Here is a 17,557-nt window from a genome sequence, read left to right as displayed (position 1 = left end):
TGACCTGGGTTTTTATATCTTGCCAAGTAACAGCAGAATCAACAGCACCACCAACACAACGCCGATGATACCCGACGGGCCATAACCCCAACTTCTGGAGTGTGGAAAGACCGGCAAACCACCTACCAGCAGGAGAATCAGAATTACGATAAGAATTGTGCCCATGTCTATTTCCTTGTTGGAAGTGTTCTGGAATGACCTAGCTTTTAACTGTCAGCTGGACTGCAATAAACCCGAGCTGCTTACAAAATCCGACTCTTGCGAGTGTCAGAAAATTCCAAGTTTTTTTAATGTTTTTCGAAGAAAGCCTTATTTCGTTTTTACAGCATTAGTTGATTCAGGCGCTCTCGCGGTTTGCTCGGACCATTCAGCAGTCTGATGGAGCGTGGGTCGCGCAATGTCCTTCGCTACACTCAGCGCATCTTCCCCGGAACAACAAGGCTGTTTGCTATGCAAAATCGCATGATGATCACTGGCGCGGGCTCAGGCCTGGGTCGCGAAATCGCGCTGCGCTGGGCGCGTGAAGGCTGGCAGCTGGCCTTGTCGGATGTCAGTGAGCCCGGTCTGCAGGAAACCCTGAAACTGGTTCGCGAAGCGGGCGGCGACGGTTTTATCCAGCGTTGCGACGTACGCGATTACAGCCAGCTGACGGCTTTCGCCCAGGCGTGCGAAGAGAAACTTGGCGGCATCGATGTCATCGTCAACAACGCTGGCGTGGCCTCGGGCGGGTTCTTCAGTGAACTGTCCCTGGAAGACTGGGACTGGCAGATCGCAATCAACCTGATGGGCGTGGTCAAGGGCTGCAAGGCCTTCCTGCCGCTGCTGGAAAAAAGCAAAGGCAAGATCATCAACATCGCGTCGATGGCCGCCCTGATGCAAGGCCCGGCCATGAGCAACTACAACGTGGCCAAGGCGGGCGTGGTGGCCTTGTCCGAAAGCCTGCTGGTCGAACTGGCGCAGCAGGAAGTGGGTGTGCACGTGGTTTGCCCGTCGTTCTTCCAGACCAACTTGCTGGATTCCTTCCGCGGCCCGACCCCGGCCATGAAAGCCCAGGTCGGAAAACTACTGGAAAGCTCGCCGATCACTGCGACCGACATTGCCGATTACATCTATGAGCACGTCGCCGCCGGCGAATTCATGATCCTGCCCCACGAACAGGGCCGCATGGCGTGGGCGCTCAAGCAGAAAAACCCGCAATTGCTCTACAACGAAATGACCACCATGGCCGACAAAATGCGCGCCAAGGCCAAACAAAACGCAGGCTGAACTTGCCCGTGCACAACACGGTCGTTAGGGTGGCCGCAACCGGCCATCCTCACGAGACGTCTGCATGCTCAATTACCTGTGGTTTTTCCTCGCGGCGCTGTTCGAAATCGCCGGCTGCTTCGCGTTCTGGATGTGGCTGCGCCAAGGTAAAAGCGTTTGGTGGGTGGTGCCAGCGCTGCTCAGCCTGACGTTGTTCGCGCTGTTACTGACCCGTGTCGAGGCGATTTACGCCGGTCGCGCCTATGCCGCCTATGGGGGCATTTACATTGTCGCGTCGATCGGTTGGCTGGCGGTGGTCGAGCGGATTCGTCCGCTGGGCTCGGACTGGCTGGGTGTGGCGCTGTGCGTGATCGGGGCCAGCGTGATTCTGTTCGGCCCGCGTTTCTCAGCGTCCTGAAGCGGTATTCAGAGGGTTTGTCAGACGTTTCCGTAAGGGGGGATCGTCCTGCGCTGTAGGGCGAGACTGATTTGCTGTCGTTGCATTGAAGAGCGGCTGTGCGACGGGCATCTTCAAGGGCCGTTAACCCTGAAGGATGAATGCCATGCTTGTACTCAGTCGCGTTGTGGGCGAGATGATTTCCATCGGTGACAACATTTCAGTGCGCATCATCGCCGTCAACGGGGGCAGTGTGCGCTTCGGTGTCGAAGCGCCACAAAACGTCAATGTGCATCGGGCCGAGGTCTACGAGCGCATCCAGGTCAAACTGGCCAAAACCAAAGGACGCTGAGGGTCTCAGTCGAACAGGTGCTTGGGTACGTCATGCTTGAGCATCAACTGGCATTGCTCGCTGTCCGGATCGAAAACAATCAGCGCCTGACCCTTGGTCAATGCCTGTCGAACACGCAATACGCGGGTTTCCAGCGGCGTGTCGTCACCATTGTCCGTACCGTCGCGGGTCACGAAATCCTCGATCAGGCGGGTCAGGGTGTCGACTTCAAGTTGGTCGTAGGGAATCAGCATAGGCACCTCGGCTAAACAATGTCGCGATGCTACGGCGAATGATCGGTTGCGGCTAGCCCGGTGCTGCTGTGGTGCCTGATCTGCCGCCTTCGCGGGCAAGCCTCGCTCCTACAGTTATGTGTTGATACGCGAAACCTGTAGGAGCGAGGCTTGCCCGCGAAGGCGATCCCTCAAACGATGAAAAAGCCAGGGTCAGCTATCTGTTCGCTGCCCAACCAGGCTATCCACCGACGGCACCCGCGTATCGCTTTCCATCTGCGTGTCATGCTCGATCTGATGACTGAACCGGTCCAGCGAACCCTTTGCCGGTTGAGCATCACTGGCAAACACAGGCGGGCTTAGAATGTAGGCGCCAAGCAGACGGCTCAACGCCGCCAGGCTGTCGATGTGCGTACGTTCGTAACCGTGAGTGGCATCGCAGCCGAAGGCGAGCAGGGCGGTGCGAATGTCGTGCCCGGCAGTGACCGCCGAATGCGCATCGCTGAAGTAATAGCGAAACAGATCGCGGCGCACCGGCAACTCGTTGTCACTGGCCAATCTCAGCAGGTGCCGCGACAGGTGATAGTCGTAAGGACCGCCGGAGTCCTGCATTGCCACGCTGACCGCGTGCTCACTGGAATGCTGGCCGGGCGCAACCGGTGCGATGTCGATGCCGACGAATTCGCTGACGTCCCAAGGTAAGGCGGCGGCCGCGCCGCTGCCGGTTTCCTCGGTGATGGTGAACAGCGGATGACAATCGATCATCAGCTCTTCACCACTGTCGATGATCGCTTTCATCGCCGCCAGCAGCGCCGCAACGCCGGCCTTATCGTCAAGGTGGCGGGCGCTGATGTGGCCGCTTTCAGTGAATTCCGGCAGCGGGTCGAAGGCGACGAAATCGCCAACACTGATCCCCAGGGAATCGCAGTCGGCGCGGGTGGTGCAGTAAGCGTCCAGACGCAACTCGACGTGATCCCAGCTGATTGGCATTTCATCCACGGCGGTGTTGAACGCGTGCCCGGAGGCCATCAACGGCAACACGCTGCCGCGAATCACCCCGTTGTCAGTGAACAGGCTGACGCGGCTGCCCTCGGCAAAACGGCTGGACCAGCAACCGACCGGGGCGAGGGTCAGGCGTCCATTGTCTTTCACCGCGCGAACCGCCGCGCCGATGGTGTCGAGGTGAGCGGAAACCGCACGGTCCGGGCTGTTTTTCTTGCCCTTGAGCGTGGCGCGAATTGTGCCGCGTCGGGTCATCTCAAAGGGAATGCCCAGCTCTTCGAGCCGTTCGGCGACATAACGCACGATGGTGTCGGTAAACCCGGTCGGGCTGGGAATGGCGAGCATCTCCAGCAGGACTTTTTGCAGGTAGTTGAGATCGGGTTCCGGGATTTTGCTGGTCATGGAAACTCCTGATGAGTAAAGAACATCGATGGTTTCGATGAAGGAATAGAGGTCTTCGTTGTCTGTCAGGCCGTCTTCGCGGGCAAGCCTCGCTCCTACAGGTAGTACGCGTTCCTATGTAGGAGCGAGGCTTGCCCGCGAAGGCGTCAGTCCAGACGACACATGACTAGGAGGCCGCCGGCTGACTATGCGGAAACAACAAATCCACAAACCGCTCCGCCGTCGGCTGCGGTTCATGGTTGGCCAGCCCGGCGCGCTCGTTGGCTTCGATAAACACGTACTCCGGTTGATCGGCGGCAGGCACCATCAGGTCGAGCCCGACCATTGGAATATCCAGCGCCCGCGCAGCCCGCACGGCGGCATCCACCAGGGTCGGATGCAAAATCGCCGTGACATCTTCAAGAACGCCGCCGGTATGAAGATTCGCCGTACGCCGTACGAACAGATGCTCTCCGGCCGGCAGAATGCTGCTGTAGTCATAACCCGCCGCCTGCAACGTGCGTTCGGTCTCATGGTCCAGCGGGATTTTGCTTTCACCGCTGGTAGCTGCCTGCCGGCGCCGGCTCTGCGCTTCGATCAAGGCGCCGATGGAATGCTGACCATCGCCCACCACTTCGGCGGGCCGGCGAATCGCCGCGGCGACCACCTCGAAACCGATCACCACAATCCGCAAATCGAGACCTTCGTGGAAGCTTTCCAGCAGCACGCGGCTGTCGAACTCTCGGGCGGATTCGATCGCTTGCTGAACCTCTTCGATGGTCTGCAAATCCACCGCGACACCTTGGCCCTGTTCGCCATCCAGTGGCTTGACCACCACCCGCTCGTGCTCGTCGAGAAACGCCAGATTGTCATCGGCGTTGCCGGCCAGTTGCTGCGAGGGCAGGTTCAAACCGGCGGCCTTGAGCACCTTGTGGGTCAGGCTTTTGTCCTGGCACAGGCTCATGCTGATGGCGCTGGTCAGGTCGCTCAGGGATTCGCGGCAACGCACCCGGCGCCCGCCATGACTGAGGGTGAACATCCCGGCGTCGGCGTCATCGACGTGCACATCAATCCCGCGTCGATGGGCTTCCTCGACAATGATCCGCGCATACGGGTTGAACTCGGCTTCAGGGCCAGGGCCCAGAAACAGCGGCTGATTGATGCCGTTCTTGCGCTTGATGGCAAAGGTCGACAGGTTGCGAAAGCCGAGCTTGGCGTAAAGACTTTTCGCCTGCCGGTTGTCGTGCAATACCGACAAGTCCAGATAGCTCAGCCCACGGCTCATAAAGTGCTCGATCAGATGCCGCACCAGCACTTCACCGACGCCGGGTCGCGAGCAGTGCGGATCGACCGCCAGGCACCACAGGCTGCTGCCATTCTCCGGATCGTTGAACGCCTTGTGATGATTGAGGCCCATGACGCTGCCAATGATCGCGCCGCTGTCTTCATCTTCGGCCAGCCAATACACCGGGCCGCCCTGATGTCGCGGGGTCAGCAGATTCGCATCGATCGGCAACATGCCGCGAGCCTGGTACAACTGATTGATCGACTGCCAGTCCGTCTCGCTTTGCGCCCGGCGAATACGAAAGCCGCGGAAAACCCGGGTTGACTGACGGTAATCGCTGAACCACAAACGCAAGGTGTCGGAGGGGTCGAGAAACAGTTGAGCCGGCTCCAGCCCCAACACTTGCTGGGGCGCCGCAACGTACAAGGCGATGTCGCGCTCACCGGTCTGCTCGTTGAGCAGCTCCTGGGCCAGGCTCGCCGGATCGGGGAACGTGTGGCCGATCAGCAATCGGCCCCAGCCGCAATGCACGGCAATCGGCGCCGCACCCAGTTCGCTGCCGTCTTCGGCCAGGCGCGCCTGCAAGCGTTCGTACGAGGGCGCCTGACCGCGCAACAAGCGTTGGCTATACGCCGTGGCGTGAGGTTTCATCGATCAGATTCCTTGTTCACTGAGCCACAGGTTCAGGGCCGCCAATTGCCACAGCTTGGAGCCGCGCAACGGGGTCAACTGGCCTTGCGGATCGGTCAGCAGGCGGTCAAGCATGGCCGGGTTGAACAGGCCGCGATCCTGACTTGGGTCGAGCAGCAGTTCGCGCACCCAGTTCAACGTATCGCCCTGCAAATGCTTCAGGCCCGGGACCGGGAAGTAACCTTTTTTGCGATCGATCACTTCACTCGGAATCACCAGTCGCGCCGCTTCTTTCAACACGTGCTTGCCGCCATCCGGCAGTTTGAATTTGCCGGGCACCCGGGCCGACAATTCCACCAGGCGATAGTCAAGAAACGGTGTCCGCGCTTCCAGGCCCCAGGCCATGGTCATGTTGTCGACGCGTTTGACCGGGTCGTCCACCAGCATCACCGTGCTGTCCAGGCGCAGGGCTTTGTCCACCGCCGCATCGGCGCCGGGCTGTGCGAAATGTTCCTTCACGAAGTCACCGGCGGCGTCATTCGCCGTCAGCCATTTCGGTTGCACGGTGGCGGCGTAATCCTCGTAGCTGCGGTCGAAGAACGCATCGCGATAGGCTGCATACGGATCGGCGGCGCCATCGACTTGCGGATACCAGTGATAACCGGCGAACAACTCATCCGCACCCTGGCCGCTCTGCACCACTTTGCAATGCTTGGCCACTTCCCGCGACAGCAGGTAGAAGGCGATGCAGTCATGGCTGACCATCGGCTCGCTCATGGCGCGGAACGCCGCTGGCAGTTGCTCGATGATCTCTTTCTCGTCGATGCGCAGTTGGTGGTGCTGCGTGTTGTAGTGCTTGGCGATCAAGTCCGAATACTGGAACTCATCGCCACGTTCGCCGCCGGCATCCTGAAAACCGATGGAAAAGGTCGACAGGTTTTCCACGCCGACTTCACGCAACAAGCCCACCAGCATGCTCGAATCGACACCGCCCGAAAGCAGCACGCCGACGTCCACGGCCGCCCGTTGACGAATCGCCACCGCGTCGCGGGTGCTGTCGAGTACACGGTCGCGCCAGTCTTCGAGTGTCAGATTCATCTCGTCGGCGTGTGGGCCGTAGGGCAGGGTCCACCAGGTTTTCTGCTCGCTGCTGCCGTCCGCTTCGATGCGCATCCACGTTGCGGGCGGCAGTTTTTCGATGCCGGCCAGCAAGGTGCGCGGGGCAGGAACCACCGCGTGGAAATTCAGGTAGTGATTGAGCGCCACCGGGTCGAGGATCGGGTTGATGTCGCCGCCCTTGAGCAACGCCGGCAACGCCGAGGCAAAGCGCAGGCGCTGGCCGGTGCGCGACAGGTACAGCGGCTTCACGCCGAGACGGTCACGCGCGATAAACAGACGCTTGGCGTCACGCTCCCAGATGGCGAACGCGAACATGCCATTGAGTTTCGGCAGCAGCGCTTCACCCCAGGCGTGATAACCCTTGAGCAGCACTTCGGTGTCACCCCCCGAATAGAAGGCATAGCCGAGGCTTTCAAGCTCGGTGCGCAGTTCCGGGAAGTTGTAGATCGCGCCGTTGAAAGCCAGGGACAAGCCCAGTTGGCTGTCGACCATCGGCTGCGCCGAGCCGTCCGACAGGTCCATGATTTTCAGGCGACGGTGGCCCAAGGCAATCGGCCCTTGGCTGTGAAAGCCCCACGCATCCGGGCCGCGAGGGGCCAGGTGATGGGTGATTCGTTCAACGGCCGCGAGGTCCGCAGGTTGTTGATCAAAGCGTAACTCGCCAGCTAATCCGCACATAAAGTCCTTACCGGTTTTTCCGTTGGGGAGGGTTTATCGATACCCGGCCAAAACGGCGGGTACTCAGAAACTGACCCGCCTCGGTTGTGGGAGTTTTAGAACGATGGGTTATAAGCAGGGATTGTTGGACGAATGGCAGGCACGGCAGAAATGACTTTGGCCGTGGCGGTAATTATTGCTGGGATGCATAGAAGTTGCTGCTTGGATGCGCTGCAGTTCGACCCGGTATTCGAATTATCAATTGCCTGCCGGGCTTCCTAAACTGAGCGTCTCTTATTGCAATAAGGATATTGCTCATGCTGGCTACGACTGCCAAAACCGCCCCGGTATCGGTGCCAATGACATCGGCACAACGTCTCGAAGCGTTGTTGGAACACACTGGCGATCTGGACAAGGCGCAAGTGCTGCAAGCGGCTATTCCACAATGGTTGGCGACTGCAGATTTGAACGGAGTACAGGCTCTGAAGGTCGCATTCGAGCAGTCTTTTGTTGCCCAGGGCAAGGTCACAGAGGCGCTCAAAAAGCTCAAGCCGCTGGACGCGTTCTGCAAAGAGCAACTGACCGGGTTCCTCAAGGGTAAATGGACGATCGATTTCGACGTCAATCGGGACACGCTGGACATCACAAAAAAAACCTACACCTCAACAGGTGTGCTCCCAGTCATCGGCTCCACGGATAAAGAAACTACCACCTCACGCAGCCTGCTCCAGGCGGCCATGGAAAACTTCACCTCTGAAGAAGCGACGAGCGGCGGTTTTCCAGCGGACTCGGTCATACGAATCAACGAACAGGCCCAATCAGACGCTGAAACAACCCCTGAAAAATTCGCCGCACTCTGTCGTGAACTCGATCTGGGGGCCCGCTATCAGCGCCATATCGACGAGGCCTTGGCATTGCCGGCCAAACCCGCAAGTGATGCACCTGTCGATAATCGGGCCAGCGTCGCGGACATCCGGCGGCTGAAGGTGCTGGACATGCGAGTCGCTCTCCACGTGGCCTCCCTGAAAAAGGACATCACTCCCGCTGCTTACACAATGCTGCTGAGTGTGATCGATCAGGATCTCCCTGCGGCTCAAACCAAAGACGCACTGTTTGATGGCGGGCCGGTGCAGTGGCAGGGCTTGATGATTCATGACACCTGCCTCTGTGGGGCGCTGGTATTTACCAAAGCCTCCATCGATACCGAGCCTAAGGCCCGATGTGTGGTTTACATGCCGAACGAACCCCGGCGACCGCTGTATGAATACGCCTCGCTGGATGAGTTCAAGGTCTACCTTACCCTCTATTTGCAAAGCAAAAGCTACAGAAAAACGTTCGCCGAGCAGTACCTGCACGGCCACGATAAAACCGGGTTTTTTACCCGGTTCGACAAGGGCAGGTCCTTGGGCACGCTCGCTGCCGCTCCCGCCGACACTTGCCTGGCCGATTTTTTCTTCAGTACTTTTGTCAGCAAGACTCAAAAAGACGCGCGAATGCTTGCCGTGCCGACTGAAGATGTCGATGAGCAACAACGGGAAAAAAATCTTCAGACATTGCTGGATGGCGGTCTTCTTCTACTGAACGCAGCCGCTTTTTTCATACCCGTAATCGGCCAATTTATGCTGGCTTCGGCGGTCGTCGACATCGTCAGTGAGGTGTATGAAGGTGTGGTTGACTGGACGCACGGCGAGCGCGCCAAGGCGTTGTCCCACCTGTTGAGTGCTGTGGAAAACGTCGCGCAGCTGGCTGCGTTTGCCGTCGGCGGAAAAATCGTCGCGACAGCTATCGGTAAGGGCGCGAAGGAGCAGGCGGCATTCTTCGACGGTTTCGAGGCCGTCACTCGCGCTGATGGCAAAGCAAGATTATGGAAACCCGACCTCGAACCCTATAGACAGACCACGGCTCTGCCAATCGACATGCAACCTGATCCGCAAGGGCTTTACCGGCATGCCGGACAAACGTCGATCGTCATGGAAGGAGCACCCTATAGAGTCACCCGCAACGCTGCGGGATCGGCATGGACCCTCAATCATCCTGTGCGCACTGACGCCTTTCAGCCTGCCGTGGAACGAAATGTGGAAGGTGGCTGGCGGCATGTTTATGAACACGCGCACGAGTGGCGCGACGGTGCTTATGCATTGGAACGAACGGCCCCGCGTCTGAGTGATCTCGGCAGTGATCTGGAAGCGATTGCCGACATCACCGACATGACGCCTGACAAGTTGCACCAGTTCCATGAAAGCCACCTCAAGTTACCGCAGCGGCTGAACGACTGTGTTGAGCGCTTCAGGATTGACCGGCGCATCAGCGCGATGGTCGCGGCAATGGAACGGGGAGAAACCGCGAACAAGGACTTCATTCAGGAGCAACTGCATACACTGCCGAGGCTGCCCGGCTGGCCGGCGGAGCGCTTCATTGAAGTACGCGACGAGGAGGACCTGGTCGTGTCCCGCTTCCCCAAGACAGCACCACACGACGATGACGAGAACAGCGTGCGCGTTCCTCAGGCGGATCTGGATTCGGGGAAATTGCTCGATACCGTGATCAGTGGCCTTTATCCGACAGACGTGGAGGGCATGCTCGGTCGCACGACCACTGAATCGAAATCGCAGCTGTTGGCAAAGAAGATCGCGACAAGCCTCAAGAGTGATCGCCAGCCACTGTTTCAGTGGCTCTATGAAGCCTGGGACGGCACGGCAACCGGTGACGTGGCGACACTGCGCGAACACGCCGCTGACCTTCCCACACAGGTGTGCCAGGAATTGCTGGATAACGCCTCTGGCAGGGATCGCAGCTTTCTGCGTGACCGCAAGATCCTCGGAATGGATCTCGCCCGACAGGTCAGTGAGGCACAGGCGATGACCAGGCAGGACCGTGCGCTCATCGGGTTGCATCTCCCGCAACTGGCCAATGCCGACACCGACAAGCTGACGGTCGGGCTGATGGATAGGGTGCAAGGGTGGGATGACAATTATCGACTTGAAGTGCGACAGGGGTCAGTGACCGGCACCTTGCTGGACAGCGTGGGCGAAGCGGATGCGCAGTCGCGCGGGGTGATCGTCAAGACGTCCAACCGCTACCAGGCCACTCAAACCAAAGGCAATGTGTCTTCCACCCTGACGAGCGACTCTCTGCTTCAGTCGGTACTTGACGCATTGCCTGCCACCCAGCGGACCCGCACAGGTCTCACTGGTGACGATACGCTGGACGTCCCGACGCTACGATCACGGCTGTTGAAGACCGCCGCTCGCGATCCGGCACGTACGGGAAGGGTGCTACGGGGGGAGCGCAGTGACACACCCAAACATCTTTCTGCCTGTGTCCAGGCGGATCCCCCCACCGCGGGCTCTTATGCAAAGGGCTTGATTCGTAAAGTCAGAAAGCTCTATCCGCTGTTCACCGATGCCCAGGTTTCGTCGTTTCTCGACAGCGCTGGCAGCACCCAGATGCAGCGGGTGAATCGAGTCAAGGAGTTGCAACAGCAACTGAAAAACCTGATCGGCGTGTTGCACACCTGGCGTGACGATGAAGTGCAAATGAAGAAGCTACCGGGGTCGCTCAACGATATCCGTGTCAGCCGTCGTCAGGTGGCCAATGCCATCGAAAAATGCTGGCGCCGGATAGCCTGGCAAAATCAGCCTTCTACTGCTCTCGCGCTGGAGCGCAATCCTGCAGGCCCGTTGCCAACGCTGACCGAACAGGATGTCGCCCATGTGCGCAGCCTTTCAGTCAAAGACATGCAGGCGGGCGATGAACTGGCGTATTTCCTCACACCGTTCAAAGGGCTTGTCACCCTGGAACTGGACCGCAATCAACTCACACGATTACCTGAAGTGTTGTCGCACATGCCTGACCTCCAGCACTTGAGGCTGGAGGGGAACCAGATAGCGCTGACCGAACACACCTTGCGAAAACTGGCCGATATGCGCAATTTGCGCACGTTGGGGCTGAGCGGCAATCGTTTGGGGGCCACGATTAACGTCAGCAAAATGCTGGATCTACAAGTACTGCTCCTGCGCGATACTCACGCGACGGAACTGCCTGTCGGGCTTGCCCGCTTGCCGTATCTGGACTTCGTGGACCTGCGAGGAAACCAGATTCGGGAGTTGCCGCAATGGCTGTTTCAACTGCCTCAGCGATTCGCTTTGGCGATCAACCTGCGCCATAACCCCATATCCGCAGCGAGCCGCACAAGGCTGGATACCTACCGTAACAGTACGGGCATCGGGATGGGGCTGCTGCAAAATGATACCGCGGTGCTCAATGATCAAAGGGCTCGAGACCTGTGGATGCCAAAACCGGTGGAAGAGACCTATGCCGGGCGTAATCGTGCATGGCTGGCGCTGAAAAACGAACCCGGATCGAAAGAATTCTTTGAATTGCTGGCAGAAGTTGGGGACTCGGCGGATAGCCGCTTTGTAAACGAAGACATGACCCGGCGCGTCTGGAGTGTCATTGAGGCGACTCAGACTGACTCGGCGTTACGTACTCAATTGCTGTCGATGGCAGTGAAAGCCAATTGCGCTGATGACGCGGCGACGCTCTTCAGCAATCTTGAGGTTGCCGTCGAGATCGACAGGGTGGTTCGACATTCCGCGAATGCCCATGATCAGGCTGCTCGGTTATTGAGACTTGGACGAAGCCTGTTCCGTCTGGATTATCTTTCCAGAATGGCTCGGGAAAAGGCCAAGGCTGATCCTGCGCTTGATGCAGTGGAAGTAGAACTGGCTTATCGCACAGGCCTGGCCGACAGACTCGAACTGGTCGGTCAGCCCAAGCATATGCGTTACGCATCGCTCAGTGGCGTAAAAGCAAGTGACCTGGAGGTTGCCTACAACAAGATCATTACCGCAGAAATCTCACCTGAACTATCGACTTACATCCGTGGGCGCACGTTCTGGAGCGACTTTTTGCGACAGCATCATGGCAAACAGTTCATCGACCTGACAGCCCCCTTTCACGTGCGGATGGAGACGGCCTTCGAAAACGAGGCGACGCTTGGCGCGGACTATCGCCCGCAGGTCGATGGCATCGCAGTTGAGTTGAAGAAGGCCGAGACCGCTTTGTTAACGAGTCTTACCGAGGCGGCCATGAAGGCTGATGAGTCAAGGACTTGCTTTGCACTGGATTGAACGCCTCAGGCCTTGCCTCGAATCAGTCGCCGCAAAGCGAAGCGATTCGGATGACACGCCTCGGCCACGGATCTGGGCAAAGGCAGCGGTTCGTTGTCGAGCCAGGCTGCGAGCAATTCGCCTGACAATGGCGCGGTGATCAGCCCTCGCGAACCGTGGCCGCTGTTGATGTACAAGCCGTCCAGCCATGGGCAAGGGATGTCCGGCGTTTGCCGGGCATCCTTGCTCAGGGCGATGTAGGCGTCGGCGAAGGCCTGACTGTCAGCCAAAGGGCCGACAATCGGCAGGTAATCCGGGCTGGTGCAGCGAAACGCCGCGCGACCTTCAAGTGCTTCGGGTTGCAAGGCGTCAGCGCCGAGTCGAGCGACCAGGTCCACCGAGATTTCTTCGAGCATCTGCAGGTTGCCGGCATGCTCGGCGGTGGTGGGCGTCAGGTCGTCGTTGTTGAAATCGAAACTCGCACCCAGGGTGTGTTCACCCAGGCGGGCCGGCGCAACATAACCCTCGGCGCACACCACGGTGCTCAGGCTCTGGCTTGCTGGTGTCTGGGGCAGGCGGGTGATCTGTCCGCGAATACGTTTGAGCGGTAAATCGCTGCTGAAGTCGAAACGCTTGATGTCGGCAGCACCGGCCAGCACCACTACTGGCGCGTTCGCCAGCAACGTGTTGCCATCCCACGCTTGCCATTGCCCCTCCACACGACGCAATTCCAGTACATCGTGATGGGGCAGGAGCTGGATATCCGGATGCGCGGCTTGCCATGCGCACAGGGCTGGCGGATGCACCCAACCGCCTTCGGGGTAAAACAGGCCACCTGATTGCAACGCGATACCCGCGCGAATCTCTGCGTGTTCTCGATCGAGCGTGTGCAGCAAATCTTCGGGAAACGCATGCGCCAATTGCGCCTGACGTTCTTCTTCCTTGGCATTGAAGGCCAGTTGCAGCACGCCGCAATCGTCCCAGTCGACGCTGCGCTGCAAATGCTCCAGCAGACGCCGGGTGTGGCCGAAACCACTGACGATCAACTGTGACAATGCTGTGCCATGGGCAGAAAGCTTGAGGTACAACACGCCCTGGGGATTGCCCGACGCTTCCTGCGCCAACGCATCGTGCCGCTCCAGCAAACTGACGCGCCAACCCCGCGCCGCCAGGCTGGCGGCGGTGGCGCAACCGGCCAGGCCTGCGCCGATCACCAGCGCATGACGTTCGCCGGTTGCTGGTGTCGGGCGTGCAAACCAGGGTTTGGGGGCGGCAGCTGCCGGGGCGTCTTCAGGCCAGCCGAGAAATACGCCGCGCAGGATTTCCCATTTGTGGCCGATGCCGGGCGTGCGCTTCATCTTGAAACCTGCGGCATTCAGCAAACGGCGCACCCAACCGGTGCTGGTGAAGGTGCTGATAGTCGAGCCGGGCGCGGCTAACCTTGCCAGTTCAGCAAACAGTTCGGCGGTCCACATGTCGGGGTTTTTTGCCGGGGCAAAACCGTCGAGAAACCACGCATCAATCTGCGCATCCAGTTGCGGCAATTGCTCCAGCGCATCGCCAATCAGCAGCGTCAGGGTGACGCGACCGTTGTCCAGAACCAGTCGCTGGAAGCCTTGATGAATCGCCACGTATTGCGCCAGCAATTGATCGGCAAACGGCTTGAGCTCCGGCCACAAGGCCAGGGCTCGCTGCAAGTCTGGCTGGCTCAGCGGGTATTTTTCGACGCTGACAAAATGCAGTCGCGCCCCGGCCACCGCGTGCTGCTCGAACAACTGCCAGGCGCAGAGGAAGTTAAGCCCGGTGCCGAAGCCGGTTTCGCCAATGACCAATCGACCGCCGTCCGGTAACGCGGCGAAACGTTCACCCAAACCGTTCTGCTCAAGGAATACATAACGGGTTTCTTCAAGGCCTGACTTGTCCGAAAAATAGACGTCGTCGAACACTCGCGAATACGGGCGACCCTGGTCGTCCCAGTCGAGTTGGGCGTGAGGCAATACAGGTTTCATGGCAGGCTCGGCAACGGCAAGGCGGCCATTCTAGCTGATCGCCGTGGCGGTGCCTGCACGACCGCCGACGCGCAGAAAATCCTGTAGCCGCTGCCGAGGCACGAGGCTGCGTTGCGTGTCCGCAGGACCGCCCTCGAGGGCCGCTGCGCAGCCCAACGCAGCCTCGTGCCTCGGCAGCTGCTACAGGGAACGGTGGTTGCGGTGAAGAAATGGATTTCTCCCACGCAACACAACTCAATCCGCTAGTCTTGCTCAATCCGGAAAGGGAGCCATCCATGTTTGAATCTGCTGAAATCGGTCACGCCATCGACAAAGAAACTTACGAAGCTGAAGAACCGGCGCTGCGTGAAGCGTTGCTCGAAGCGCAGTTCGAACTTCAGCAGCAAAAGCGTTTTCCGGTAATCATCCTGATCAACGGCATCGAAGGTGCCGGCAAGGGCGAGACGGTCAAGTTGCTCAACGAGTGGATGGACCCGCGCCTGATCGAAGTCCGCACTTTCGATCAGCAGACCGACGAGGAGCTGGCGCGCCCTCCGGCCTGGCGGTATTGGCGGATGCTCCCGGCCAAGGGGCGCATGGGGGTTTTCTTCGGCAACTGGTACAGCCAGATGCTGCAGGGCCGTGTCCATGGGTTGTTCAAGGACGCGGTACTGGATCAAGCGATCAACCAGTCCGAGCGTTTTGAAAAAATGCTCTGCGACGAAGGCGCGCTGATCTTCAAGTTCTGGTTTCACCTCTCCAAGAAGCAAATGAAGGCGCGCCTCAAGGCACTCGCCGACGACCCCTTGCACAGCTGGCGCATCAGTCCGCTGGACTGGCAACAATCCCGCACCTACGACCAATTCGTGAAGTACGGCGAGCGCGTGTTGCGCCGCACCAGCCGCGACTACGCACCCTGGCATGTGATTGAAGGCGTGGATGCGCATTACCGCAGTCTGGCAGTGGGCAAAATCCTTCTCGAAGGTCTGCAAAGTGCCTTGAAGCGATCCAGGATTCATCCCGCCAAAGTCAACGCTGCGCCGCTGCCGATCCATGTCGATCAGTTGAGCCTGCTCGACAGCCTCGACTTGAGCCAGCGCCTGGACAAGGACGATTACGAAGAGCAACTGATTACCGAGCAGGCACGATTCTCGGGCCTGATGCGCGACAAACGCATGAAGCGCCATGCTTTGGTCGCGGTGTTCGAAGGCAATGATGCGGCCGGCAAGGGTGGGGCGATTCGTCGCGTCGCGGCGGCGCTCGATCCACGCCAATACAGCATCGTGCCGATTGCCGCGCCCACCGAGGAGGAGCGGGCGCAACCGTATTTGTGGCGCTTCTGGCGACACCTTCCGGCCAAGGGCAAGTTCACGGTGTTCGATCGTTCCTGGTACGGGCGTGTGCTGGTGGAGCGCGTCGAAGGCTTCTGTCCGCCCGCGGACTGGCTGCGGGCCTACAGCGAGATCAATGATTTCGAAGAGCAGATTTCCGAGTCGGGCCTCATCGTGGTCAAGTTCTGGCTGGCCATCGACAAGGAGACGCAACTGGAGCGTTTCGAAGCGAGAGCAGAAATCCCCTTCAAACGTTTCAAGATCACGGAAGACGACTGGCGCAACCGCGACAAGTGGGACGCTTACCGCGCGGCCGTCGGCGACATGGTTGACCGCACCAGCACCGAAATCTCGCCGTGGACCCTGGTGGAGGCCAATGACAAGCGCTGGGCCCGGGTCAAGGTCCTGCGCACGATCAACCAGGCGCTGGAAGAAGCGTTCGACAAATCTGACAAGCACGGCAAGAAGGCCAAAAAACACAAGCCGTGAGCCGATGGTTACGCATACGCGGGGTGAATGATTGTCGCGGTCGGTTATGAGGTGGACTTATGCTCGGTCCACTCTCAACCGACAACAACAATGAGGTATGCCATGCGTGAAGTGGTGATCGTCGACAGCGTGCGGACCGGCCTGGCCAAATCCTTTCGCGGCAAGTTCAACCAGACCCGTCCGGATGACATGGCGGCGCATTGTGTCGATGCCTTGTTGGCGCGCACCGGGATCGATCCGGCCAGCGTTGAGGATTGCATCGTCGGTGCGGGCTCCAACGAAGGCGCCCAGGGCTACAACATCGGCCGCAACGTCGCGGTGTTGTCGCGATTGGGCATCGGTACCGCCGGCATGACCCTCAACCGTTTTTGCTCGTCGGGCTTGCAGGCCATCGCCATTGCCGCCAACCAGATCGCTTCGGGCTGCAGCGACATCATCGTGGCCGGTGGCGTCGAATCCATCAGCCTGACCATGAAAAGCGTCAACACCGACAACCTGATCAACCCGCTCCTGAAAGAGCAGGTGCCGGGCATCTATTTCCCCATGGGCCAGACCGCCGAAATCGTCGCACGTCGCTACGGCGTCAGTCGCCAGGAGCAGGATCTGTACGCCCTGCAAAGTCAGCAGCGGACGGCTCAGGCTCAGGCCGCTGGCTTGTTCGATGATGAAATCGTGCCGATGGCGGTGAAGTACCGGGTTGAAGACAAGGCCACCGGTCAGATCCAGATCCTCGACGGGATCGTCGATCGCGACGACTGCAACCGCCCGGACACCACCCTGGAAAGCTTGGCTGGGTTGAAACCAGTGTTTGCCGAGGACGGTTCGGTGACGGCGGGTAACTCGTCGCAACTGTCCGATGGCGCGTCGATGACGCTGGTCATGAGCCTGGAAAAAGCCCTGGCACTGGGGCTCAAGCCCAAGGCGTTCTTCCGTGGTTTCACGGTGGCCGGGTGCGCGCCGGACGAGATGGGCATCGGTCCGGTGTTTTCGGTGCCGAAATTGCTCAAGGCCAAGGGTTTGCAGGTGGCCGACATTGATCTGTGGGAACTCAACGAAGCGTTTGCATCGCAGTGCCTGTACAGCCGCAACCGCCTGGAGATCGATAACGAGAAGTACAACGTCAATGGAGGCTCGATTTCCATCGGCCACCCGTTCGGCATGACCGGCTCGCGTCAGGTCGGGCACATTGTGCGAGAACTGCAGCGACGCAATGTGCGTTACGGCGTCGTCACCATGTGCGTGGGTGGCGGGATGGGGGCGACCGGGTTGTTTGAAGCGGTGCGTTAAGCCTCAATACTTCTATTGATTGTCACATCGCCTTCGCGAGCAGGCTCACTCCTACATTTTGACCGCATTCC

Annotated in this window: 12 protein-coding genes; 6 read left to right on the top strand and 6 right to left on the bottom strand. The window is 59.3% G+C overall.

Annotated features, from left to right (window positions below):
• Positions 1–12: 12 nt before the first annotated feature.
• Entirely contained in the window at positions 13–171 is a 159-nt protein-coding gene (locus ACYZTY_RS19885; RefSeq protein ID WP_169858239.1) for a DUF3309 family protein, read from the bottom strand.
• 279 nt (positions 172–450) lie between these two features.
• On the opposite strand from ACYZTY_RS19885, the gene ACYZTY_RS19880 reads away from it, so the two are divergent.
• The 3 genes from ACYZTY_RS19880 to csrA all read left to right on the top strand — a co-directional run bounded on the left by ACYZTY_RS19880 (position 451) and on the right by csrA (position 1,994).
• A complete protein-coding gene (locus tag ACYZTY_RS19880) occupies positions 451–1,266 on the top strand; it encodes an SDR family oxidoreductase (protein ID WP_010461756.1) in 816 nt (271 codons plus the stop codon).
• A gap of 64 nt (positions 1,267–1,330) precedes the next feature.
• On the top strand, positions 1,331–1,663 hold the full coding sequence (locus ACYZTY_RS19875; RefSeq protein ID WP_461955141.1) for a YnfA family protein: 333 nt from the start codon (positions 1,331–1,333) through the stop codon (positions 1,661–1,663).
• 145 nt (positions 1,664–1,808) lie between these two features.
• Positions 1,809–1,994 carry a carbon storage regulator CsrA gene (gene csrA, locus ACYZTY_RS19870; protein WP_461955140.1) on the top strand — a complete coding sequence of 62 codons (186 nt, stop codon included), beginning with the start codon at positions 1,809–1,811 and terminating at the stop codon, positions 1,992–1,994.
• A 5-nt stretch (positions 1,995–1,999) separates the two neighbouring features.
• Here csrA and ACYZTY_RS19865 read toward each other — a convergent pair whose 3' ends face one another.
• From ACYZTY_RS19865 to ACYZTY_RS19850, 4 genes are all read right to left on the bottom strand, one after another.
• Positions 2,000–2,227, bottom strand: a complete 228-nt coding sequence (locus ACYZTY_RS19865; protein WP_010461751.1) for a YheU family protein — start codon at positions 2,225–2,227, stop codon at positions 2,000–2,002.
• A 192-nt stretch (positions 2,228–2,419) separates the two neighbouring features.
• On the bottom strand, positions 2,420–3,610 hold the full coding sequence (locus ACYZTY_RS19860) for an osmoprotectant NAGGN system M42 family peptidase (RefSeq protein ID WP_461955139.1): 1,191 nt from the start codon (positions 3,608–3,610) through the stop codon (positions 2,420–2,422).
• Between the two features lie 166 nt (positions 3,611–3,776).
• Complete coding sequence (gene ngg / locus ACYZTY_RS19855; protein ID WP_461955138.1) at positions 3,777–5,525, bottom strand: N-acetylglutaminylglutamine synthetase; 1,749 nt, start codon at positions 5,523–5,525, stop codon at positions 3,777–3,779.
• A gap of 3 nt (positions 5,526–5,528) precedes the next feature.
• Complete coding sequence (locus ACYZTY_RS19850; protein WP_461955137.1) at positions 5,529–7,301, bottom strand: N-acetylglutaminylglutamine amidotransferase; 1,773 nt, start codon at positions 7,299–7,301, stop codon at positions 5,529–5,531.
• A 296-nt stretch (positions 7,302–7,597) separates the two neighbouring features.
• Here ACYZTY_RS19850 and ACYZTY_RS19845 point away from each other — a divergent pair, with 296 nt between their 5' ends.
• A complete protein-coding gene (locus tag ACYZTY_RS19845) occupies positions 7,598–12,412 on the top strand; it encodes an NEL-type E3 ubiquitin ligase domain-containing protein (protein WP_461955136.1) in 4,815 nt (1,604 codons plus the stop codon).
• A 5-nt stretch (positions 12,413–12,417) separates the two neighbouring features.
• Here ACYZTY_RS19845 and mnmC read toward each other — a convergent pair whose 3' ends face one another.
• Positions 12,418–14,400, bottom strand: a complete 1,983-nt coding sequence (gene mnmC / locus ACYZTY_RS19840) for a bifunctional tRNA (5-methylaminomethyl-2-thiouridine)(34)-methyltransferase MnmC2/FAD-dependent 5-carboxymethylaminomethyl-2-thiouridine(34) oxidoreductase MnmC1 (protein ID WP_461955135.1) — start codon at positions 14,398–14,400, stop codon at positions 12,418–12,420.
• A gap of 275 nt (positions 14,401–14,675) precedes the next feature.
• On the opposite strand from mnmC, the gene pap reads away from it, so the two are divergent.
• Both pap and ACYZTY_RS19830 read left to right on the top strand, forming a co-directional pair.
• Complete coding sequence (gene pap / locus ACYZTY_RS19835; protein ID WP_461955134.1) at positions 14,676–16,199, top strand: polyphosphate:AMP phosphotransferase; 1,524 nt, start codon at positions 14,676–14,678, stop codon at positions 16,197–16,199.
• A 102-nt stretch (positions 16,200–16,301) separates the two neighbouring features.
• Positions 16,302–17,486 (top strand): thiolase family protein, encoded by a 1,185-nt coding sequence (locus ACYZTY_RS19830; protein ID WP_461955133.1) that lies wholly within the window; start codon positions 16,302–16,304, stop codon positions 17,484–17,486.
• Positions 17,487–17,557: the final 71 nt, after the last annotated feature.

This window comes from Pseudomonas sp. LB1P83 (genome assembly GCF_054897885.1).
This window is presented reverse-complemented; position numbering and strand designations above follow the sequence as displayed.

What these genes read in the sequence shown, in the direction of transcription:
- ACYZTY_RS19865 (WP_010461751.1), bottom strand. Translation starts at nt 2,227, where the DNA reads ATGCTGATTCCCTACGACCAACTTGAAGTCGACACCCTGACCCGCCTG.
- pap (WP_461955134.1), top strand. Translation starts at nt 14,676, where the DNA reads ATGTTTGAATCTGCTGAAATCGGTCACGCCATCGACAAAGAAACTTAC.
- csrA (WP_461955140.1), top strand. Translation starts at nt 1,809, where the DNA reads ATGCTTGTACTCAGTCGCGTTGTGGGCGAGATGATTTCCATCGGTGAC.
- ngg (WP_461955138.1), bottom strand. Translation starts at nt 5,525, where the DNA reads ATGAAACCTCACGCCACGGCGTATAGCCAACGCTTGTTGCGCGGTCAG.
- ACYZTY_RS19830 (WP_461955133.1), top strand. Translation starts at nt 16,302, where the DNA reads ATGCGTGAAGTGGTGATCGTCGACAGCGTGCGGACCGGCCTGGCCAAA.
- ACYZTY_RS19880 (WP_010461756.1), top strand. Translation starts at nt 451, where the DNA reads ATGCAAAATCGCATGATGATCACTGGCGCGGGCTCAGGCCTGGGTCGC.
- ACYZTY_RS19875 (WP_461955141.1), top strand. Translation starts at nt 1,331, where the DNA reads ATGCTCAATTACCTGTGGTTTTTCCTCGCGGCGCTGTTCGAAATCGCC.
- ACYZTY_RS19845 (WP_461955136.1), top strand. Translation starts at nt 7,598, where the DNA reads ATGCTGGCTACGACTGCCAAAACCGCCCCGGTATCGGTGCCAATGACA.
- ACYZTY_RS19860 (WP_461955139.1), bottom strand. Translation starts at nt 3,610, where the DNA reads ATGACCAGCAAAATCCCGGAACCCGATCTCAACTACCTGCAAAAAGTC.
- mnmC (WP_461955135.1), bottom strand. Translation starts at nt 14,400, where the DNA reads ATGAAACCTGTATTGCCTCACGCCCAACTCGACTGGGACGACCAGGGT.
- ACYZTY_RS19850 (WP_461955137.1), bottom strand. Translation starts at nt 7,301, where the DNA reads ATGTGCGGATTAGCTGGCGAGTTACGCTTTGATCAACAACCTGCGGAC.